The organism is uncultured Methylovirgula sp. (genome assembly GCF_947646745.1).
GTDB lineage: Bacteria > Pseudomonadota > Alphaproteobacteria > Rhizobiales > Beijerinckiaceae > Methylovirgula.
This window is the reverse complement of record NZ_CANSHK010000010.1, coordinates 19,745-39,859: the sequence shown is the minus strand read 5'-3', so window position 1 is coordinate 39,859 and position 20,115 is coordinate 19,745. Positions and strand designations below refer to the sequence as shown.

At 62.5% G+C, this 20,115-nt stretch carries 19 protein-coding genes and 1 pseudogene; 7 read left to right on the top strand and 13 right to left on the bottom strand.

Annotated elements, in window-relative coordinates; translation table 11 throughout:
* Positions 1-2 precede the first annotated feature (2 nt).
* On the bottom strand, positions 3-692 hold the full coding sequence (locus tag Q0025_RS04515; protein WP_297296453.1) for a potassium channel family protein: 690 nt from the start codon (positions 690-692) through the stop codon (positions 3-5).
* Between the two features lie 144 nt (positions 693-836).
* Between Q0025_RS04515 and Q0025_RS04510 the strand changes: the two genes are divergently transcribed.
* Positions 837-1,064 (top strand): hypothetical protein, encoded by a 228-nt coding sequence (locus tag Q0025_RS04510; RefSeq protein ID WP_297296451.1) that lies wholly within the window; start codon positions 837-839, stop codon positions 1,062-1,064.
* A 42-nt stretch (positions 1,065-1,106) separates the two neighbouring features.
* Here the strand turns inward: Q0025_RS04510 and msrB are convergent, their stop codons facing one another.
* Complete coding sequence (msrB, locus tag Q0025_RS04505) at positions 1,107-1,508, bottom strand: peptide-methionine (R)-S-oxide reductase MsrB (RefSeq protein ID WP_297296449.1); 402 nt, start codon at positions 1,506-1,508, stop codon at positions 1,107-1,109.
* 227 nt (positions 1,509-1,735) lie between these two features.
* On the opposite strand from msrB, the gene Q0025_RS04500 reads away from it, so the two are divergent.
* Positions 1,736-2,992, top strand: a complete 1,257-nt coding sequence (locus tag Q0025_RS04500) for a diguanylate cyclase (RefSeq protein ID WP_297296447.1) — start codon at positions 1,736-1,738, stop codon at positions 2,990-2,992.
* A gap of 14 nt (positions 2,993-3,006) precedes the next feature.
* Here the strand turns inward: Q0025_RS04500 and Q0025_RS04495 are convergent, their stop codons facing one another.
* The 5 genes from Q0025_RS04495 to Q0025_RS04475 all read right to left on the bottom strand — a co-directional run bounded on the left by Q0025_RS04495 (position 3,007) and on the right by Q0025_RS04475 (position 5,776).
* Positions 3,007-3,516 (bottom strand): DUF1543 domain-containing protein, encoded by a 510-nt coding sequence (locus tag Q0025_RS04495; RefSeq protein WP_297296445.1) that lies wholly within the window; start codon positions 3,514-3,516, stop codon positions 3,007-3,009.
* Between the two features lie 31 nt (positions 3,517-3,547).
* Positions 3,548-3,835 carry a hypothetical protein gene (locus Q0025_RS04490; RefSeq protein WP_297296443.1) on the bottom strand — a complete coding sequence of 96 codons (288 nt, stop codon included), beginning with the start codon at positions 3,833-3,835 and terminating at the stop codon, positions 3,548-3,550.
* A gap of 134 nt (positions 3,836-3,969) precedes the next feature.
* On the bottom strand, positions 3,970-4,275 hold the full coding sequence (locus Q0025_RS04485) for a hypothetical protein (RefSeq protein ID WP_297296441.1): 306 nt from the start codon (positions 4,273-4,275) through the stop codon (positions 3,970-3,972).
* Between the two features lie 267 nt (positions 4,276-4,542).
* A complete protein-coding gene (locus Q0025_RS04480) occupies positions 4,543-4,848 on the bottom strand; it encodes a cysteine rich repeat-containing protein (RefSeq protein WP_297296439.1) in 306 nt (101 codons plus the stop codon).
* Positions 4,849-4,852: 4 nt separating this feature from the next.
* Positions 4,853-5,776, bottom strand: a complete 924-nt coding sequence (locus tag Q0025_RS04475; RefSeq protein ID WP_297296437.1) for a sterol desaturase family protein — start codon at positions 5,774-5,776, stop codon at positions 4,853-4,855.
* Between the two features lie 178 nt (positions 5,777-5,954).
* On the opposite strand from Q0025_RS04475, the gene Q0025_RS04470 reads away from it, so the two are divergent.
* The 4 genes from Q0025_RS04470 (at position 5,955) to Q0025_RS04455 (ending at position 8,801) form a co-directional block, all read left to right on the top strand.
* Complete coding sequence (locus tag Q0025_RS04470) at positions 5,955-6,674, top strand: response regulator (RefSeq protein WP_297296435.1); 720 nt, start codon at positions 5,955-5,957, stop codon at positions 6,672-6,674.
* Complete coding sequence (locus Q0025_RS04465; RefSeq protein ID WP_297296434.1) at positions 6,674-8,014, top strand: ATP-binding protein; 1,341 nt, start codon at positions 6,674-6,676, stop codon at positions 8,012-8,014. Before Q0025_RS04470 ends, Q0025_RS04465 begins: the two co-directional genes overlap by 1 nt.
* 136 nt (positions 8,015-8,150) lie before the next feature.
* Positions 8,151-8,597 (top strand): hypothetical protein, encoded by a 447-nt coding sequence (locus Q0025_RS04460; protein ID WP_297296432.1) that lies wholly within the window; start codon positions 8,151-8,153, stop codon positions 8,595-8,597.
* A 12-nt stretch (positions 8,598-8,609) separates the two neighbouring features.
* Positions 8,610-8,801 (top strand): helix-turn-helix transcriptional regulator, encoded by a 192-nt coding sequence (locus Q0025_RS04455; RefSeq protein ID WP_297296430.1) that lies wholly within the window; start codon positions 8,610-8,612, stop codon positions 8,799-8,801.
* Positions 8,802-8,861: 60 nt separating this feature from the next.
* Here Q0025_RS04455 and Q0025_RS04450 read toward each other — a convergent pair whose 3' ends face one another.
* Complete coding sequence (locus tag Q0025_RS04450) at positions 8,862-9,827, bottom strand: SCO family protein (RefSeq protein ID WP_297296429.1); 966 nt, start codon at positions 9,825-9,827, stop codon at positions 8,862-8,864.
* A 32-nt stretch (positions 9,828-9,859) separates the two neighbouring features.
* Entirely contained in the window at positions 9,860-10,522 is a 663-nt protein-coding gene (locus Q0025_RS04445; RefSeq protein WP_297296427.1) for a cytochrome c oxidase assembly protein, read from the bottom strand.
* 860 nt (positions 10,523-11,382) lie between these two features.
* Here Q0025_RS04445 and Q0025_RS04440 point away from each other — a divergent pair.
* Positions 11,383-11,709, top strand: a pseudogene (locus Q0025_RS04440) (DMT family transporter); the annotation flags it as partial.
* Between the two features lie 521 nt (positions 11,710-12,230).
* Here Q0025_RS04440 and gyrB read toward each other — a convergent pair.
* The 4 genes from gyrB to prmC all read right to left on the bottom strand — a co-directional run bounded on the left by gyrB (position 12,231) and on the right by prmC (position 20,103).
* Complete coding sequence (gene gyrB, locus Q0025_RS04435; RefSeq protein WP_297296425.1) at positions 12,231-14,717, bottom strand: DNA topoisomerase (ATP-hydrolyzing) subunit B; 2,487 nt, start codon at positions 14,715-14,717, stop codon at positions 12,231-12,233.
* Between the two features lie 270 nt (positions 14,718-14,987).
* The gene (gene clpB / locus Q0025_RS04430) at positions 14,988-17,606 is read right to left on the bottom strand and encodes an ATP-dependent chaperone ClpB (RefSeq protein WP_297296423.1); all 2,619 of its coding nucleotides are present in this window, start codon (positions 17,604-17,606) and stop codon (positions 14,988-14,990) included.
* 249 nt (positions 17,607-17,855) lie between these two features.
* Entirely contained in the window at positions 17,856-18,782 is a 927-nt protein-coding gene (locus Q0025_RS04425; protein WP_297296421.1) for a DUF4167 domain-containing protein, read from the bottom strand.
* Positions 18,783-19,221: 439 nt separating this feature from the next.
* A complete protein-coding gene (gene prmC, locus Q0025_RS04420) occupies positions 19,222-20,103 on the bottom strand; it encodes a peptide chain release factor N(5)-glutamine methyltransferase (RefSeq protein ID WP_297296419.1) in 882 nt (293 codons plus the stop codon).
* Positions 20,104-20,115 lie beyond the last annotated feature (12 nt).

Below are 20,115 nucleotides of genomic sequence, written 5' to 3'. Positions count from 1 at the left end.
GCTCATCCGTTGTTGCGGTGGGCGAGTTCCAGCGTCACGAGGCGCGCAAGCAAGGTCGCCGGATAGAGTTGGCCGATGATCGCCTCGATATTGGCGAGCGCACGGGCAATCGGATGCACGGGCGCGATGTCGCCATAGCCGACCGACGTCAGCGTGACGAAGCTGAAATAAATGACGTTCGAGCCGACGGACGGATCATCGTTCAGCGGCGGCAAGCCGGAAAATGCGCCGTGATGGGCCGTCAGCGCGACCAAGCCGTAGAGGGCCGCGAAGATCAGCCCGACGTCGAGATAAAGCAGGATCGACCCGACGATCCGGTGAAACGTGATCCGTCCCGGCGCAAAGACCGCGCGGGCAACGACGACGAACAGTGTCATGCCGGCAACCAGCCAGCCCGACGCCTCGAGATAGACATCGACGATCGACGGATGGTGCGCCCGCAGCGAGCTCGTGACGATCGAAAGAACGAGCGCGATCCCGGTCCCTGCCAGGGCCAACGGGCTGCCGGACACGAAGAAGACGGCGGCAACGAGCACACAGGCAAAGAGGATGCCGAAGAAATGCGCGGCAGTGACGCCGCTGGCTTCCAAGGGGCCGGTGACAAACAGAAGCAACATCATCATGACCGTCAAAGCGGTCAGGAGCGGGTCGCCAAGCCGCTCTTGCAGACGGCGAAAGCTTTCTCTGCTCATGGGGGTCCGCGCTAGAAACATCCGAGCCGATTTTAATCGACTGCCGAGCATCCGCCAGCCCAGCGCAAGACGGCAAAATCGCGCCGTGACAAACGCCTCGGGCGCGCTAAACTAGCCTATCGGATGCGCTGCGGATCGAGGCCCATGTATATCATCGCCCGCAACATCAAAGGCCCCGCCAAGAGCCGCAATCTGCGCTGCGAGGCGCTGATGGTCGATAAGGCAAGCTTTACGCCCTGGCCGCCATCGACCGAGGACGGCTGGCGCCGGGCCTATAAATTCCGCGACAAGCTGATGGCCGAGGTCGTCCGGCTCGAACTCGACCCGATGGGCGAGAAGCTGAAAGTCATCGAGGCGGTCTATATCCCCTGACCGGCGTCATGGCCGGGGGAGCCCCGGCCATGACGCGTGGCCTTATTCCGGCTTAAAATTCATCGCGACGCCATTGATGCAATAGCGCTGATGCGTCGGCGGCGGGCCGTCGGGGAAGACGTGGCCCAGATGGCTGCCGCAGCGGCTGCAATGCACCTCGACCCGGCGCATGCCATAACTATTGTCTTCCGAGGTCTCGACCGCGCCGGGTACCGGATCGTTGAAGCTCGGCCAGCCCGTGCCGCTTTCGAATTTTGTGTTCGAGACGAACAGCGTCTGGCCGCAGCCGGCGCAGGCAAAGCTGCCGGCGCGCTTCTCATAATTCAGCGCACAGGACCCCGGCCGCTCGGTGCCATGCCCGCGCATGATCTGATATTGCTCGGGCGTCAGCAGCTTGCGCCATTCGGCGTCGGTATGGGTCACGGGGAATTGCTTGGCATCCATGGTTCTCACTCCCTTGCGCGGCTTGCGGGCTTCACGCTTCCGGCATTATTACGCCGATTGCGCGGATTTTGTTACCGTTGCGCACGGCCCGCCTTGGCAGAAAAGTTATGGGTCGCGCGCGACGGTTGCAAAGACGCGATCGATGCGGAGACGGTCGATGCGGAGACCGCGCGCTGAAATCTTCGCCCTCGTCCTCGGATTGGCCTTATAGGATGCGCTTCGCAGGCATGGTGGGGAACGCCGAAGATATTTCGCCGTCAATGCAGATCGACCTCGACGCCATTGACGAAGCCATCGGTTCGAGAAGCTGGCTGTTGCGCTTCCCCGACGCACTCGAGGCGACGTTCGAGCGCGACACGGGCCGCCAAAGGTGCCGCGAGCTTATCGTTCGCGCCTATATCGGGATCGTCATCTACGATCTTTTTGCAATCGCCGATTGGTGGGCGACGCCAAGCCTGTTCTGGACCGCGCTCTGGGTGCGCGTCGCTTTCTTCACGCCCGTTGCGCTCACTCTGGTCGCGGTGCTTTACACGACGCCGCGCGCCGTCATCCGCGAAAGCATCATCTGCCTTGGCGGCGGCGCCGTCGCCGTCGGAACGGTCATCTATCTGATGGCCGTCAGCGGGCCGGCCCTGCAAGGCACGCTGCATGAATCGATGACCCTCCTCGTCCTCTTCATGACCGTGGTGCAGCGGACGCGGTTCTTCTATCTCGTACCGACCTGCCTCGGCTTCCTCGCGGCGCATATTTGGGCCGTCGCGCATTTCTACCACTACACCCCGGGGCAACAGGTCGCGATCAATATGGTCTTCGGCGCCACGGTGATCTTCGCGCTCGTCGCCTCCTATACGATGGAGCGCGATCTGCGGCTGCACTATCTGTTCTCGCTTCGCGGCCGTGCGCAAAATCGCGAACTCGACAGGATGAGCCGCCGCGATGCGCTGACCGGGCTTGGCAACCGCCGCTCGCTCGAGGAGACGCTTGCCGCCTGCGAGCAGGCGATCGCCGCCGCCGGCGAGCTCGCGATCGTGCTGCTCGACATCGACCATTTCAAACTGTTCAACGACAATTCCGGGCATCAGGCAGGCGATCTCTGCCTCAAGCGCGTCGCCGGCATCCTTCAAGCCGAGTTGCGCGGCCAAGCCGACCATGCCTTCCGTTTCGGCGGCGAAGAATTCATCATCGTGCTGCAGAAGACACCGCTGACAAAGGCGGTCCGGATCGCCGAGCGGATGCGCCAAGCGATCGAACATGCCGCCATCCCCCATCCGGCGCTTGGCGCGGACGCGGTGGTGACGGCAAGCTTCGGCGCCGCGTGTTCGCAGCCCGGCCATGTGCTCAATATCGCCGAAATCATCGCCAGCGCCGATGCGGCGCTCTATGCGGCCAAGCGCAACGGCCGCAACCAAGTCTGGCCGCGCCCTCTCTCCGCCAACAGCGCGGAGATCATCCCGATGGCCGACAGGACGTCACAGAAAGGGTGAACGGTGCCGTCTGTTCAGCCGATCGGAACGTAATTGCAGGTAAACAGGAACGCCCGCGCATCGGCCGCCTTTGTGAGCTCGAGCGAATAGCCTGTTGCCGCCACGGAAGCCGTGACGTCGATGGCTTTCTCGACCTCGAAAATCTTGTCCTTATGCGGCAGGAACCAGCCCTCGATTTGCGCCAGCGCTTTGGCTTTCGCGGCACTGGCATCGGCGGCGACCAGCAGCAGGTTCTTGTGAAGCTCGCCGAATTCGGCGCGATCATAACCGCCAAGATTCACGAAGAACAATTTTTCGTCCGTTGTCGTGCCCGGCATCCCCGCGACGATCGCAATGTCGTATCCGTCGGCCTGCTCGACGGCGCCCCAGGCATCGAGGTGCAGACTTTCCGGATCCCCCCACCATTGCCGGCGCAGGTCCGCATAGCAATCTTCGGGCGCCTCTCCCACCGAGAAGCGGACATCGTGCAATTCGACGTTCGACGTGCCGCAGTTGCCGCCGACATAGAACATGTAGAGCTTCATGAAGTGAAGATTCTGAAATACAAAATGCGCGTCAATAGCACGTTCGAACACGCGCCTCGACGAAGCCATAGCCGTCCCATGCCTGCGTCGGCTCGATCCAACAGCGCGTCCCATAGGGGCCACGACCCGCATAGCCGAAATAACCCGATGTGTAAGGCGCGGGCGGCGCCGGCGGCCCGGCATCCTGCGTCCGCGTCGCGGCGGCGATGCCCGCAGTCGTACCGATGATGACTCCGCCCGGAAAAACGAAACTGTCGGCGCGGCTGGCAGAGGCCGCGCCGACCGAGGCCAGGACCGCAAGCGCAACGGTAAACTTCATCGAAATCCTCGCGAAAACATCGTTTACCCGAGGAGTTTAGCGAAGTTCGCCGGCGATTGCGCCCATAAATATCGTTTTAGTGAGGCGGCTCCGATCAAAGCGGAGCCGCACGGACCAACCGAACCGCCACGCGATCAGGGAACGTAATAATAGGCGCGCGGCGCATAGACGACCGGCGGTGCGGCATAGACCGGGTGCGCGCGCACCGCGGCGGCGCCGACGGCTGTCCCAACCGCCAATCCTGCGACCGCACCGGCGGCGGCGCCGGCCCCGTAGCAACATCCGTGGTAGCCGCCATAATAATGGTAGCCCCAAGCGTGATAGCCGCCGTGATAATATCCGCTGTGATAGACCCAGCCACCCGCCTCGGCCGGCGAGGACATCGTGACGGCGCCGAATCCGGCGGCCAGCGTGGAAACCAAGATCAGCTTGCGTATCATTGCAGTGCTCCGTGTGTTGTTCGATAGCTCTTGCCGGCGCGACTTCGGCGTTTAGCGAGAGACCTCGATAGCCATCGCGATGGCTATGGCGCGAGCTTGCCGGTGCGGTTTCATCCGCGCTTGACGCCGGCACAACGTTTTGTGTCTTTTGGTCAAAGCTTTGTAACGACGTGTCAGGCGTCGATCGTCCGTCGGCTCGGATTCGGCCGATCGACGCGACGCGTGGCGGCCGCAATCCGCAGCAATTGCAGCCGCTTTCTCAAGGCGCTAAATGCCGGTCGTTTGATCATCCGACCGAGGCGGGTAGGGATTATCCTGCCCGTCGTCGCCAGTCTTCGGTGCAGCGCCCGCGCCCGGTTCAAGAGCCTGCCGGCACTCTGCTGACAATTGATCCGCGTGGCTCTTGAGACAAGCCTTGATACGCCCGCCGCCAGGCTGCACGCCGGCACAGAATTGTTGGTAATCGCCGCGACAGGCTTGCCGTATGCTCTGCGCACTTGCACCGGTCAAAAGAGCCTCGGCGGCGAGGATCGCAGCGCCGACAACGACGGTTTTCGCTTTCATCAGAGTCATGGGTTCATTCTCCTGGGTAGATGAGGGTGACTGCGGCATTTTCGATCACGGCGCGCACGGCGCCTTTTGCGCTTGGCGCTTTCGAAACTTGCGGCGCCGCGACCAAGCAGTGCAGCTTGGCCGAGAGGGAGGGCGCCGCCGCGATATCGCGTGCGATCGCCACCCACTCGCCAAAAACGATGCCGAGAGGATTGCGCGCGCGGGCGCCGCCGGCGAGCCCATAGCGCAGCACTTCGTCCATCGGCGCTTCGGCGAAGCTACCAAACAGGCGATCGAATATGATGAGAATGCCGCCGAAATTTTTGTTCAAGCACGGCCCGTTCGATGCGTGATGAACGCGGTGATGCGCCGGCGTATTCAGGACCCATTCGAGCGGCCCGAGGCTGCGCACGAGTTCGGTGTGAATGAAAAATTGATAGAACAGGTTCAAGCCCAGCATGCCGATGACGGCAAACGGGTGGAACCCGATCAAAACCAGCGGCAGAAAAAACAGAAAACTGCCCGAGATATTTGCCGTCCAGCTGAGTCGCACGGCGGCGGTCAGGTTCATCTTCGTCGGCGAATGGTGAACGGCATGGCTCGCCCACATCCAACGGATCCGATGCGCGAGCCGATGCTGCCAGTAATAGGCGAATTCCGTCGCGAAGAACAAAGCAACGAGCGCCGGCGCCGAGGTTGACGAAAATTGAAGGAGGCGATGCTCATAGGCGAAGGCGTATGGCAATGCGACGATGCCGGCCTCGAACGCATGAACAAAGTGGCGACCGATGGCGATCGACAGCGACGACGCGCTTTCGGCAAGATCGTGCGTGTCCGCGCGATGCGCGAGACGGCTCAGAAAATATTCCAGCCCCATGAAGCCGAGAGCGGCGAAAATCACGATCGACTGCGCGGTGTGGTGACCATAGAGGCCGCGAAGACCCTGCACGGTGTTTCCTCCTCGATTAGGATCGCCCGTGACGATGCGCGCCGTCGGTCAGCGGCGTATGTCCTCGCAGCATCGATTTGTTGTATCTGGTCAACCGCGCGTAACAGCTTGTAAAATTGGCTCTTGGGCCCTTGCTTTCGGCAGCCGTGCCGCGCAGACACAGTGCATGGCAGATTTCATGGATCGACATGGCGCCACGATCTTGATCGTCGAAGACGACGCCGATATCCGCCGGCTCGTCCGCGACCTGCTGCGCGGCGAAGGATTTAGCTTCGAGGAAGCCGATGGCGCAGCGGCAATGGATGCCGTTTTGAGCCGCGTGCGGCCCGATTTGATCGTTCTCGATCTCATGCTGCCGGGCGAAGACGGGCTCTCGATCTGCCGCAGGCTTCGCTTGCGCGACACGATTCCGATTTTGATGCTGACCGCAAAGAGCGATGAGATCGATCGCGTCGTCGGTCTCGAATTGGGCGCCGACGACTATCTCGTCAAGCCTTTTGGCCCGCGCGAATTGTTGGCGCGCATCCGCGCCGTCCTGCGCCGGGTGAACGACAGAACGCACGGGTCGCCGGCAGCGCGGCGTTTTGCCTTCGATCGTTTCGTGATTGATTTGGACGCGCGCCAGATTGCCGACGAGGCCGGCGCGCCCGTCACGTTGACGACTGCCGAATTCGATCTTCTCGCCTGCTTCGTGCAGAGGCCGCGGCGCGTTCTCACGCGCGATCAAATCCTCGACTGGATGCGCGGACGCTCGGCCGATCCCTACGATCGCACGGTCGACATGCTCGTTTCGCGGGTTCGCAAGAAACTCGACACGGCGAGCCCCGGCTCGAATCTGATCAACACCGTCCGCAACGGCGGTTATTTGTTCACCGCCTCCGTCGCCTTGGTGGCCTGATGATCCGATTAAGCCTTGCGACGCGCTTCACTCTCATCGTCCTCGTGGCGCTGCTGATAGCCTGGCTCTTGGCGCTCGCCATTTATTACCGCTCGCATGAATGGGACTTGGGCACCATCCGGCCGGCGCCCGCACAACTCGCCGCGCTCGCGAGCTTGATCGAGCAAACGCCAAACGGGCAGCGCCAGCTCATCCTCGATGCGATCGGCAAGACAAGCAATCTTTCCGCGCATCTTGGAGCCGATGCCAAGATCGCCGATGCCAACGCCCTTGCGGCCAGGGCGGCGCTGCGGGCGCGTTATGCAGCGGCCTTGGCGCCGCGTCCGTTCAGCATGACCGTGGCGCGGCAGCGGCATTTCTTTTGGCCGGCAATCCTCGGTGCAAAACTCTTCGAATTTCGGATTGCCTTGAAGACCGGCGATCTCCTGGTCGTCGATGCGGCCGAGACGCTGCCGACAACGCGGTTTGGATTGCCCGTCGGGTTTGGCGCCGGCCTGCTCGGCACGCTTGTCGCGCTGATCGCGCTCGTTCTGTTGAATCGGGAAATGCGACCATTGTCGCGCTTTGCCGCGGCCGTCGATCGGATCGACCCGACAAGCACGCCGGCGCCCTTGCCGCCGCTCAAAACCCGTGCGCCGGAGATCGAGGCCGTCGTCCTCGCTTTCAATCGGCTTCAGCAACGGCTGAAAACGCTGCTCAACGCGCGGATGGCGCTGATCGGCGGGATCTCGCATGACGTGCGGACCTTCGCCACGCGTCTGCGCCTGCGAGTTGATCAAATTCCGGACGAATCCGAGCGCGCCAAAGCGATTGGCGACATTTCCGACATGATCCGTCTCTTGGACGATGCCGTCCTTGCGAGCCGGGCCGGCGCCGGGGAATTGAGCGAGGAACTCATCGAACTCGACAAGCTCGTCAGCCGTGAGATCGAGGACCGGCAGGACGCCGGAAGTTTCATCACGCTTCACATCGATTTCGGGGCGCGCGGGACGAGCGTTCTCGGCGACCGGCTTGCGCTTCGCCGTGTCGTCGGCAATCTCCTCGACAATGCCCTGCACTATGGGCATGTCGCGCATGTCGTTTTGAAAAGCGAGCGCACGGCGCTCATCTTGAGCGTCGAGGATGAGGGGCCCGGCATTCCGCCGGATCAGCGCGAGGCCCTGCTCGAGCCGTTCGTGCGCCTCGAAACCTCGCGGAGCCGCAGCACAGGCGGCGCGGGTCTTGGCCTCGCCATCGTCCGCAATCTCGTCGAAGCCCATCGCGGCACGATCGCGATCGAAGACGGCGCTGCGGCCGGCGCCCGGCTTGTCGTCAAGCTGCCTTTGTTCGTTCCGAACTGATTCCGCCGCGTGCGCCGCTGATTGCCGCGCTCGCCTTGCGCATCGAAGCTCAGCGGTCAGCGTCAAAGCATGACAAGCAGGCTTGACACGCGTCATCGCTTATGACAAGTTTGCTTGACACCTCGGAGTTTCTGCCATGCCCAGCCGCCGGCAAGTCGCCATCTTCGGATCCATTGCGGTCGCCGTTTTCGGCGCAGTCTTGATCTGGTTCGGCGCGGCCGCCCTCATCTTGGCCGTCTACGGTCATGATCGGCAGAGCGCGGCGCCTTGGCTGGCGCTGGCCAAGTTCGCCAGCCTCGCCTGGGCGGCGGCGGTCGGTTGGATGATCACCTGGCGCCGGCTCGACGAAAGGGAAAAGGACGCGCGAAAGCTTGCCTGGTTCATCGGCTCCACGACAGCCATCCTGCTGACCGCGCCGATCATGCTGTTGTGGCTCGAGAACGGCGGCACGGTCCTCGCCCGGCTTGTCGGTCACCGCGGTACGCCCGGCGTCTACTTTGCACTGGGATGGGTGGGCCTCGTCTTCGCCCAGTTGCTCTCCACCTTGGTGGCCAGGGCCGGCTGGTGGGCGGCAAAGTGCTAGAGGCGCCGGTCCATGAAGAATCGACTCAAAGAGCTGCGGGCCGAACGCGGCTGGAGCCAGGCGGAACTCGCCGAGCGTCTCGACGTCTCGCGCCAGAGCGTGAATGCCATCGAGACCGGCAAATACGACCCGAGCCTGCCGCTTGCGTTCAAGATCGCGCGCCTCTTCGGCCGGCCGATCGAGGCGATCTTCGAGGACCAATGAAAGGCGGCCGGCTATCGCAACACATAAGCCCGGCGGCGCTGTCAGCGCGTCTCCTAAGAGTCAGCTCGCTGCTCGCACGAGGCGTTGAAGCTTGGCGAGTGAGGTGCGGTCGTCTTCCTCGGTGCTAAGAGTGCCGACGAAGCCGCCTTTCGCGTTCATCAGATAAACGGTCGCGGTGTGGTCCATCGAGTAATTGCCGCCCTCTCCGGCCACGCGGGCATAGTAGACGTGATAGGCCTTGGCGATCGTTGCGATCTGCGCGTCAGTACCAGTGAGGCCGCGGATGCGTGGATCGAAGGAAGAAAGGTATGTCGCAAGCTCGGCAGCCGTATCGCGCGCCGGGTCGATGGTAACGAAGACGACGTTCAGCCTATTCGCGTCCGGCCCCAATTCTTTCATCAACCGCGTTAACTCCGCCAGCGTCGTGGGGCAGACGTCCGGGCAATTTGTGTAGCCGAAAAACAGCGCGCTCGGCTTGCCCAGGAGGTCGTTCTGCGTGACTTTGCGCCCCTTCGTATCGATGAGTTCAAACGGGCCGCCAATGGCGAGCGTCGACGGTGACAGAATCGTGGCGGCCGCGCTGGCGTTCGGCGCGGCGCTCGCCGCCTTGATGAATGAGATTAACGCAGCGATATCCCCCTTGGGGAGGCCGCCGAAAATCATCCGCGTTCCGGGCACGACCGCCTGCGGATCCGCGATGAAGCGGGCGAGGGTTGCGTCGTTCCAAGTGAGGCCGCTGCTGCGCAAGGCCTGGCTATAGGGATAGCCCGGGTAGGAGCCTGCCTTTCGGCCGATGATCCCGGTCAGCGGCGGCCCGGCCATAGGGCGAGCGCCGGCGCCAATCTCGTGACAGTGGGCGCAGGGCGTGAAGATTGCGGCGAAGGTCTCGGGTGGCGGCATGGTCGGCGGGGCGATCGGGGCGTCCGTTTTGGGTCTATAGGTCCCAGACAGGTCGTTCCCCGCAAACCGCACGACACCAATCGCCGCCGCAGCGGCCACGGTCGCAACGAGGGCAATCCAATTCATCGGCCGCATGCGAGAACCCGTGCTGAGATGCGCTAGCGCCGCGGCGCGTCATTGTCGAAGGCCTGCTTGCCGTTCTGGTGAATGGCAGCGTCCTCCAGTTTCGATCCCGTCGCAAGATCGCGCGCCTGCCTTATGGCCTCGGGCGTCAGATCGTTTTTCGGATAGAATGTGTAAGAGAGAGTGAGTTCGTCGAACAGCCTCGCGGTTGGATCCGTCGCATAGGCCTTATCGATGAAGAACAGCACCGGCATTACAGCCGTTTCCCCCGGTCCGAGCTTCTCGTTGGTGAAGCAGAAACACTGAATTTTGTAGAAAAACGGTCCCGCCTGATATGGGGTGACGTTGTAGACGGCGCGGCCGACCAAGGTCTTGTTCGAACGGTTATGGGCGACGAAAGTGACTCGGGTCGCAACACCGAGCTTCACCTTCACTGAGCCCTGGCTCGGGCGGAAATCCCAGTCAAGACCGTTGCCGACGTTGGCGTCGAATTGGACCGTGATTTCCCTTGAATCGGTCGCGGCGCCGCTGGGCGCCGGGGCCACAGTCGCTCGCTGCGTCGTTCCGGCAAGGCCAGTGGCAGCGCAAAACATGCGATAGAGAGTCGGCGAGTAGGAAACCAGAACGGTCATCGCCGCGATGACCACAAAGAGTGGCGCGATAGTTCCAAAATACCACGAGGACCGCCACTTCGGCATCCGAAGACTCATTCTCTACTTGTAGTCTTGCCGATTCCGGCCTCGCAAGTGACGCATCGCCGCACACCGGCCGGGAGACGCTTCGGCGCCCTTAAACTCAGCTGCTTTTGGTGAGCCCGATACACCGCTCGCGGAGATTTGAATGACTGCTTACGCGCGTGGACAGACCAGCAAAGGCTGAGAAACAAAGTCATGAAAAACTATAACTTTGCGAGACGCGCTCCAGACGGAGGCGATGGAAGTGGCCGCACCGCTGCCCAATAAGCCGCAGGAACCGCGAGCGAACGAGGAGGGGCAAGCTGCAACGAGCAAGGCGCGAGGCACCGCTCATAGGCGAGATTTTCCGCGTGATCCTGCTGCCGTCTTAAGTCTGTGCCGCGCCTTTAATACCCAGCTCGGGAAGATCCAAGCGAAGTGACAATACAGGGTCCAGCCTATCAGGCCATATCGGGATCAATGGCAAGATTGATGAAATGGCCGAATGGCTCACAGGCGAAGCAGGATATTTCAGCCGAGCTATGCGAGCAGCACGGCGCGTCCCGAAGTGCTCGAAAAATGGGAGCGATGGGCGAGGATAGAGAAAGGCGAGGAGCCGTGGCCGAAAGATGGAAGACCGTTGCTCTAATCGGATTCATCGAGAAGGGCGGCGACGCAGACAGGTTCCTCTTCGGAACAAGACCTCCGTTTTGCGCATTTAATCGCACATTCCACAAAGCAATTTGGAGCATGCCATGCGCGAAGCGAGCGCCGTTTGGATCTACGTTATCATCGTTGTGTCTCGCGCATTGCAGGCTTGGGGTCCGCCTATGAACGGAGCACTTCGTGGCGCTCTGATCAATCCTTGACTAGCGAGTGTCGTTTCATTTCTGCCGATCATCGCCTTTCTGTTTTGCATTTTGGTCTGCCAGCCTTATCCATTCCCAAACGCTGAAGGACTTAAGGACATGCCTTGGTGGGCGCCGCTCGGTGGGGTAGTTGGCGCATTCGCGGTCGTCGCAGGACTTATGTTTGTTGATAGGGTCGGAGCGGGTGCCTTTGCCGGTCTAACCATTACCGCAAACATTGTAATGTCGCTGACTATCGATGCACTGGGCCTATTTAGAATGCCAGTGCATACTTTGAATACGCCGCGCCTTATCGGCGCGGCTTTGATGATCGGGGGCATAACCCTAATTACGCGGTGGTAAATCTATTTCTTAATTGCAGACTCAATACGGTCAAGTTGCGCCTTTAAATCTGCGATCTGTTGCGAGACATGGGCAAGCCCCTCGTAGGTCGCCTCGTGCGGTGGACGATGAGGTTTCGGCGGTGGCTCGTGTTTTTTCTCAGGCTCTCTCGGCGGTTGCCACGTGGACATTCTTTGAGTTCTCCTTTCACTGCGTGGGGGTGCCTATAACCTCACCGGATCGGCCAGAGTTCCTGCTGACGGCGACCATGAGTGATAAAAAAGCGCGCCGAGTTAGGGCGCGCTGAAAAACGGCTCTCCAGTTTGTGACGCGTGGAGAGCCGAAGGTGTGCAACCTCCACGCCAGCGGATGCGAGGCGTGAAGCGGCGAGTAGATTTTAAATCTAAGTGCTGATTTAGTTGGCGCGCCCAAGGGGAATCGAACCCCTGTTTTTGCCGTGAAAGAGCAAAAAAGCGCCTGGAAAGTTCTCAACTTTTGCTGGACGTTTCTCATCTTTAGCGAGACTGTCCAGCGCGCCAACCTCACACGTCGAGATTGGCGACGTTCAGCGCGTTCTCCTGGATGAATTCGCGGCGCGGCTCGACAACGTCACCCATCAGCTTGACGAAAATGTCGTCGGCCTCGTCGCCTTCCTTGATCTTCACCTGCAGCAGCGAGCGGACGTTGCGGTCGAGCGTCGTCTCCCACAATTGCTCGGCATTCATTTCGCCGAGGCCCTTGTAGCGCTGGATGTGCGAAATGCCCTTCTGCCCTGCTGCCATGACAAGTTCGACAAGCTGCGACGGGCCGCCGACGAGTTTCTCCTCGCCGCGGCGGATGAATTTCCCGGGCAGGCCATAGATGTCGTGCAGCGCTTGCGCATGGTCGTTGAGCCGGCGTGCCTCGCCCGAGGCGAGCAGCGCCGGGTCGAGCACCGAGACCTGGCGGACGCCGCGCAATTCGCGCGCGAACTGATAGCCGCCGTCCGCGACCGTGCCGGACCAGCCGCGCTCCATCTCGTCGGCAAAGCGGTCGAGCCGCTCGGCGATCTCTTGCGCATGCGCAATCGCCGTTGCATCATCGTCCGCGTGGATCGGCTGCAAGGCGCAAGCGATCGCCGCCTGTTCGACAATGCTGCGGTCGTAGCGCGAATGCAGGCCGGCCAGCACCTGCCTGATGACCCGCGCTTCTTCGACGACGGCGCGCAAATCCTGGCCAGCGCGCTCTTCGCCGCTCGCCAGCCGCAGCACGGCGCCGTCGAGGCCGCTGTCGATGAGATAATCTTCTCGCGCCCGCTCATCCTTCAGATATTGCTCGGAATTGCCGCGCTTGACCTTATAGAGCGGCGGCTGGGCGATGAAGACATGGCCGCGCTCAATCAATTCGCGCATCTGGCGGAAGAAGAAAGTCAGCAGCAGCGTGCGGATATGCGAACCGTCGACATCCGCATCGGTCATGATGATGATCTTGTGGTAGCGCAGCTTGTCGGGATTGAAATCCTCGCGACCGATGCCGGTGCCGAGCGCCGTGATCAGCGTGCCGATCTCCTGCGAGGACAGCATCTTGTCGAAACGCGCCCGCTCGACGTTGAGGATTTTGCCGCGCAGCGGCAGCACCGCCTGGAACTCGCGATCACGGCCCTGCTTGGCGGAGCCGCCCGCCGAATCGCCCTCGACGAGAAACAGTTCCGATTTCGACGGATCGCGTTCCTGACAATCGGCGAGCTTGCCCGGCAGATTGGCGACATCGAGCGCGCCTTTGCGGCGCGTGAGTTCGCGCGCCTTGCGCGCCGCTTCGCGCGCCTGCGCTGCCTCGACCACCTTGCCGACGATGGTCTTGGCCTCTTGCGGATGTTCCTCGAACCAGATGCCGAGCATCTCATTGACGAGGCCTTCGACCGCCGGGCGCACCTCGGAGGAGACGAGCTTATCCTTCGTCTGCGACGAGAATTTCGGATCGGGCACCTTGACCGACAGAACGCAAGTCAGGCCCTCGCGGCAATCATCGCCGGTGAGATCGACCTTTTCGCGTTTGGTGAGGCCGGAGCTCTCGGCATAGCCCGTCACCTGACGCGTCAGCGCCGCGCGCAGGCCGGCGAGATGAGTACCGCCGTCGCGCTGCGGAATGTTGTTGGTGAAAGCCAGCACATTCTCGTGGTAGGAATCGTTCCACCACAAGGCGACTTCGGCAGTGATGCGATCGCGCTCGCCCCTGATCAGAATCGGCGCGCCGATCAGCGGCGTCTTGGTACGGTCGAGATAGCGCACGAAGGCTTCGAGCCCGCCTTCGTAGAAGAGCTCTTCCTGCTTGATTTCGGCCGAGCGCAAATCGGTCAATTCGATGCGCACGCCGGAATTGAGAAACGCCAATTCGCGCAGCCGGTGCTCGATCGTTGCAAAATCGAACTCGATCATGCTGAAGGTTTTCGGCGACGGCAGAAAGGTCACCTCCGTGCCGCGCTTGGCCCGGCCGTCAATGACCGGCGCCGGACCGACGATCGCGAGCGGGGCCACCGTCTCGCCGTCGGCAAACTCGACGAGATGTTCCTGCCCGTCGCGCCAGATGCGCAGCTTAAGGAACACCGAAAGCGCATTGACGACGGATACGCCGACGCCATGCAGGCCGCCTGACACCTTGTAGGAATTCTGGTCGAACTTTCCGCCGGCATGGAGCTGGGTCATGATGACCTCGGCGGCGGAAACGCCCTCCTCCGGATGGATGTCGGTCGGAATGCCGCGGCCGTCGTCCGTCACGGTGACGGAGCCGTCGGCGTTGAGCGTCACGCTGATCTTGGCGGCATAGCCCGCCAGCGCCTCGTCGATGGCATTATCGACGACCTCATAGACCATGTGATGAAGACCCGAACCGTCGTCGGTGTCGCCGATATACATGCCCGGCCGCTTGCGCACGGCATCGAGCCCGCGCAGGATTTTGATCGAATCGGCACCATAGCCGTCGCGCTCCGCAGCGGGCGAATCATGCGCATTTTCGGGCACAGGATTCGGGCTCGCCGACGCAGATTGAGACATGTGTTCGGGCACTTTCTGACTTTAAAAATTGGCAGGGGAATCGGGTTTCAAACCCACTTCAAATATATAGTCCAAAATGGCGCCAAATGCATGTCCCGAAATGCCGTTTTCCCGTTTTTGGAGGACTTATTTCGGCCCCCCGCGACGCTCTGGCGCGGGCGCTGATTGTCAGCCCGGAAGAGCGTTGAAAAAGATCGCCTGAAGGCCGTGCGCCGGGGCCGTTTCGGACCCCGGCGCGACGCCATTGGCGGTAAATTTTCGAAACGCCGTTCAGGCGACCTTGGCCTTGCCTTTGCCGCCCGAGTCCGGCGGCGTCGCCGCACCGATAACGAGGCCTTGCGGGCCGCCGCCGATCTTCACCACGGCAGCGTCGTGGATCTCGCCGGCGAGGATTTTTTCCGCCAAGGGATCCTGCAAGGCCTTCTGGATCACCCGCTTCAGCGGCCGCGCGCCATAGGCCGAATCATAGCCCTTTTCGGCCAGCCATTCGCGCGCCGTTTCGGCCATTTCGAGGACGATCTTGCGGTCCTCGAGGAGACGCGAGAGCCGGTTGATCTGAATATCGACGATCGCCGCCATGTCCTGCCGGCGTAGCCGGTGGAACATGATGATCTCGTCGATGCGGTTTAGGAACTCCGGGCGGAAATGCGCGCGGACGATCTGCATCACCTCGTCGCGGACCGCAGCCGTATCCTGCCCCTCGGGCTGCATGACAAGAAGCTCGGCGCCGAGGTTCGAAGTCATGATGATCAGCACGTTGCGGAAATCGACCGTGCGGCCCTGCCCGTCGGTCAGGCGACCATCGTCAAGGACCTGCAGCAGGACGTTGAACACGTCCGGATGCGCCTTTTCGATCTCGTCGAACAGCACGACCTGATAAGGGCGCCGGCGCACCGCCTCGGTCAACGCGCCGCCTTCCTCATAGCCGACATAGCCGGGCGGCGCGCCGATCAGCCGGGCGACCGAGTGCTTTTCCATATATTCCGACATGTCGATGCGGATCAGCGCCGTCTCGTCGTCGAACAGGAACTCTGCCAGTGCCTTGGTCAATTCGGTCTTGCCGACGCCGGTCGGCCCGAGGAACATGAACGAGCCGATCGGCCGGTTCGGGTCCTGCAAGCCTGCCCGGGCGCGGCGCACGGCGGTGGCGACCGCGGCGACCGCCTCGGCCTGGCCGACGACGCGCTTGGCAAGGTCGTCTTCCATGCGCAGCAGCTTGCCGCGCTCGCCTTCGAGCATTTTGTCGACCGGGATGCCGGTCCAGCGCGAGACGACCTGGGCGACGTGATCGGCGCTAACCGCCTCATCGACCAGGGCCGCGCCGCTCTTCGATTCAACCTCGGCAAGCTTCTTCTCAAGCTCGGGGATGAGACTGTAGGTCAGTTCGCCGGCGCGCTGATATTCGCCGCGGCGCTGTGCCTGCAACAGCTCCGTGCGCGCCGCCTCGAGCTGCTCCTTGAGTTTCTGTGCCGAGCCGAGCTTGTCCTTCTCGGCCCGCCAGCGCGCGGTCAGAGCGGCGGATTTTTCCTCCGCCTCGGCCAGTTCGTGCTCGAGCTTTTGCAGCCGCTCTCTGGAGGCCGCGTCGGTTTCCTTTTTCAGCGCCTCTTGCTCGATCTTCAACTGCACGACGCGCCGGTCGATCTCGTCCAATTCCTCGGGCTTGGAATCGACCTGCATCCGCAGCCGCGACGCCGCCTCATCGACGAGGTCGATCGCCTTGTCCGGCAGAAACCGGTCGGCGATATAGCGGTTCGACAACGTCGCCGCTGCGACGATGGCGGAATCGGTGATCCGCACGCCGTGATGCAGCTCGTACTTTTCCTTCAGGCCGCGCAGGATCGAGATCGTATCCTCGACCGTCGGCTCGCTGACGAAGACGGGCTGGAAGCGCCGCGCCAAGGCCGCGTCCTTCTCGACGTGCTTGCGGTATTCGTCGAGCGTGGTGGCGCCGATACAGTGCAATTCGCCGCGCGCCAACGCCGGCTTCAGCAGGTTTGAGGCATCCATCGCCCCGTCCGCCTTGCCGGCGCCGACGAGCGTGTGCATCTCGTCGATGAAGAGGATGATGCCGCCTTGTGCCGTGGTGACTTCGTTGAGAATGGCCTTCAGGCGCTCCTCGAACTCGCCGCGATATTTGGCACCGGCGATCAAGGCGCCGAGGTCGAGCGCGAGCAGGCTCTTGTCGCGCAGGCTTTCCGGCACGTCGCCATTGACGATGCGCAAGGCGAGACCTTCGACGATCGCCGTCTTGCCGACGCCCGGCTCGCCGATGAGCACGGGATTGTTCTTCGTCCGCCGCGACAGAACCTGGATCGTGCGGCGGATTTCCTCGTCGCGGCCGATGACCGGATCGAGCTTGCCCGCGCGCGCCGCCTCGGTGAGGTCGCGGGCATATTTCTTCAAAGCGTCATAAGCGTTTTCAGCCGTCGGATTGTCGGCCGTGCGGCCCTTGCGCAAGTCCTCGATGGCGGCATTGAGCACCTGAGGGGTGACGCCGGCTCGCTGCAGGATTTTGGCCGCCTCGCTGCCCTTTTCGAGCGCCAAGGCAAGGAGCAGCCGCTCGACGGTGACGTAGGAATCGCCCGCCTTCTGCGCGATCTGCTCGGCATTGTCGAAGAGCCGCGCCGTGGCCGGGGCGACATAGAGCTGGCCGGCGCCCGCCCCCTGCACTTTCGGCAGCTTGCCAAGTGCCAGTTCGGTCTGCGTCAACGCCTCACGGGCATTGCCGCCGCCCTTGGTGATGAGGCCGCTTGCCAGGCCTTCCGGATCGTCGAGAAGGACTTTCAGCAGATGTTCGGGGGTGAATTGCTGATGGTTCTCGCGGACCGCCAGCGATTGCGCGCTTTGCACGAAGCCGCGCGCGCGTTCGGTATATTTTTCGAAATTCATTCTTTCCAGACCTCCCAATGGCAAGGCCGTCCATGCGTTCTAAAGCATTTTCGAGCGAAGTGGATACCGGTTCGCGTGAAGAAAATGCGTCAGGATAGACATGACGATTCCGCCTCGGCACGTCCGACAGCGGAGCTTATGAGGAGATTTAGGAAAGCGAGGCGGAATTGGTAGATGGACCGCGCCGCCATTGCGCCGATTGGCGCATCCTTAACGATGCGCCATCGCGCCGCGCGGTCCTGCGATTTGTTATTCTTCGTAAGGCGCCTTGGTTTCGCCTTCGCCGAACTCCGGCTTGCGGCGGCGGCGGCGCGGACGCATCGCGAATCCCTCGGCCCCGCTCTCCGGCCGGGGCAGAACCTCCGTACCGACCGCTTCCGCCTCGGCCGGCAAATCCGGCTCCGGCTGAACCCGAACCGGCACCGGCGCCGTGATAAAGGCCGGCAAGCCCGAGCCATTCGATTCGTCGTTCACATTGCGCGATTCGTGCCGCTCGTAGCGCCCGCCATTGTCGTAACGGGGGCCATTGTCGCCACGCAGCGGCGGCCGGCCGCGGCCCTGCTCGCGACCAGCTTGCCCGTTACGCTCGCCATAGGCGCCGCGCTCCTGGCTGCGCTCCTGGCCGTTGCGGTCCTGCGTGCGGTCTTGATTGCGATCTTGGAAGTTGCGATCCTGGAAATTGCGATTGTTGCGCTCGCCGCGCGGCTCGTATGGCGGCCGCTCCTGATAATTGCCTTGGCCGTTATAGTTCGGCTGGCCGTTCGGCACCGGCTGGCCGGCATAAGGCTGCGCCTGGTTCGGCGCAACGCGCTCGGAGGGCGATGCGAACCGGTCGGACATGCCGGCGAAATCGTCTTCCTCCTCGATCTCATCGGCCTCGGCCTCGCCACCCTGGCGGTTATAGCCGCCGAACTGGGCCTGCTGCGCCTGCTGGGCGGCAGCGATGATGCGGAAATAATGCTCGGCGTGCTGCAGGTAGCTCTCGGCCATCACCGGATCGCCGCTGGACTGCGCATCGCGGGCGAGCTGCAGATATTTTTCGCCAATGTGATGGGCGGTCCCTCTGATCTTCACGTCCGGACCGTTGGACTCATAAGAACGCGACAGCGGATTGGGCCCCTTGCGATTGTTATTGTTCCGGCCCCGCATGCGCTTGTTATTCTGGTTTGGTCTCATCGATCTTCCTTGGATGTTTCCTAAACCCATCCCTCCCGACGCTCGAGGCGGCCCCGAGTCGGCACGACAAATCGTTCGCCCTAAGGCAAGAGGATAGGCTGGCTTCCGTTCTCCAGCTGCTAACGCAAAGCCTCCGGTATTAAAGACCGAAGGAGACTGGTCCCGCAGCTTCCGGGACCTCAGACGTTGGGGACAACCGCCACAATCGCGCCGAGCACTATCAGGCTCGTGAGACGCGGAAATCATTCCTTCCGAGCTTCGGAACGGATGATCTCGACGCTACCTCAATAAACATTCGCGAAAGGCGATCTTTGCGCAGGAACGTAATCGCTTTCCTCCGCGTCGCCAAGAACTTTCGCAAAATTTTTCCGCAGCCTGAGCCTATGTTGCGGATATGCAACGCATTCGCCCTACGGCCAAGCTTCGCATCTCGGCGCCGCTAAGCTTCGCGGCGCGCTAGGAAAACCCGCGCGTGGCCGCCGAGATCGCGCATCACCTCGCCGCGTCCCAAGCCCCCCGTCGCCGCGAACAAGGCCACAACCGATTCGGCTTGGCCGGCGCCGACTTCGAAGGCGACAACCCCGCCAGGGCGCAGAAGTTGCGCCGCCGCCGGCGCCAAAATCCGATAGGCGTCGAGGCCGTCGGCACCGCCATCGAGCGCGCCCGGCGGATCATGCTCGCGCACCTCCGCAGCAAGGCCCTCGATCTCGCCGCTCGCAATATAGGGCGGGTTGGATACGATGGCATCGAAAAGCCCCGTGAGGGGCTTCGTCCAGTCGCCGCAGACGACCGCGCTGCGGCTCGCAAATTCCAGCGCCGCAAGATTGTCGCGTGCGACGCGGCAGGCGGCTTCCGAACGATCGACGCCAAGGCCGAAAGCCGTCGGCAATTGCGACAGGAGCGCGCCGAGGATCGCCCCCGAGCCGACGCCGAGATCGAGCAAAAGGAGCGGCTCGTGGCTACGCGCCGCCAAGGCCGCGAGCGTCGCATCGACCAAGATTTCGGTATCCGGCCGCGGGTCGAGCACGGCCGGGCTGAGCGTAAAATCGAGGCCGTAAAATTCGCGACGGCCCAAGATGCGGGCGATCGGCTCGCCGGCGATCCGTCGCCGCGCCAAAGCGGTGAGAACCGCACCATTGCCGATCGCCCGCGCCGGATCGCGCACCAGATCGAGATGGCCGATCCCGAGCGCGGCACATAACAAAAGCCGCGCATCGAGCGCCGGCGTGGCGATGCCGGCCGCGGCGAAAGCCCGCGTCAGTTCATGCTGCGCCTCAGTGCGGGAGAGCGCCGGCGCCAGCGCGGCGATTTTTGCGATCATGCGCTTCGAGCG

Coding starts and splice junctions, on each gene's coding strand:
- Q0025_RS04490 (WP_297296443.1), bottom strand. CDS start 3,835: ATGAAGTTTACCGTTGCGCTTGCGGTCCTGGCCTCGGTCGGCGCGGCC.
- prmC (WP_297296419.1), bottom strand. CDS start 20,103: ATGATCGCAAAAATCGCCGCGCTGGCGCCGGCGCTCTCCCGCACTGAG.
- gyrB (WP_297296425.1), bottom strand. CDS start 14,717: ATGTCTCAATCTGCGTCGGCGAGCCCGAATCCTGTGCCCGAAAATGCG.
- Q0025_RS04455 (WP_297296430.1), top strand. CDS start 8,610: ATGAAGAATCGACTCAAAGAGCTGCGGGCCGAACGCGGCTGGAGCCAG.
- Q0025_RS04510 (WP_297296451.1), top strand. CDS start 837: ATGTATATCATCGCCCGCAACATCAAAGGCCCCGCCAAGAGCCGCAAT.
- Q0025_RS04515 (WP_297296453.1), bottom strand. CDS start 692: ATGAGCAGAGAAAGCTTTCGCCGTCTGCAAGAGCGGCTTGGCGACCCG.
- Q0025_RS04450 (WP_297296429.1), bottom strand. CDS start 9,827: ATGAATTGGATTGCCCTCGTTGCGACCGTGGCCGCTGCGGCGGCGATT.
- Q0025_RS04485 (WP_297296441.1), bottom strand. CDS start 4,275: ATGATACGCAAGCTGATCTTGGTTTCCACGCTGGCCGCCGGATTCGGC.
- Q0025_RS04500 (WP_297296447.1), top strand. CDS start 1,736: ATGGTGGGGAACGCCGAAGATATTTCGCCGTCAATGCAGATCGACCTC.
- Q0025_RS04470 (WP_297296435.1), top strand. CDS start 5,955: ATGGATCGACATGGCGCCACGATCTTGATCGTCGAAGACGACGCCGAT.
- Q0025_RS04480 (WP_297296439.1), bottom strand. CDS start 4,848: ATGACTCTGATGAAAGCGAAAACCGTCGTTGTCGGCGCTGCGATCCTC.
- msrB (WP_297296449.1), bottom strand. CDS start 1,508: ATGGATGCCAAGCAATTCCCCGTGACCCATACCGACGCCGAATGGCGC.
- Q0025_RS04465 (WP_297296434.1), top strand. CDS start 6,674: ATGATCCGATTAAGCCTTGCGACGCGCTTCACTCTCATCGTCCTCGTG.
- Q0025_RS04460 (WP_297296432.1), top strand. CDS start 8,151: ATGCCCAGCCGCCGGCAAGTCGCCATCTTCGGATCCATTGCGGTCGCC.
- Q0025_RS04425 (WP_297296421.1), bottom strand. CDS start 18,782: ATGAGACCAAACCAGAATAACAAGCGCATGCGGGGCCGGAACAATAAC.
- clpB (WP_297296423.1), bottom strand. CDS start 17,606: ATGAATTTCGAAAAATATACCGAACGCGCGCGCGGCTTCGTGCAAAGC.
- Q0025_RS04495 (WP_297296445.1), bottom strand. CDS start 3,516: ATGAAGCTCTACATGTTCTATGTCGGCGGCAACTGCGGCACGTCGAAC.
- Q0025_RS04445 (WP_297296427.1), bottom strand. CDS start 10,522: ATGCCGAAGTGGCGGTCCTCGTGGTATTTTGGAACTATCGCGCCACTC.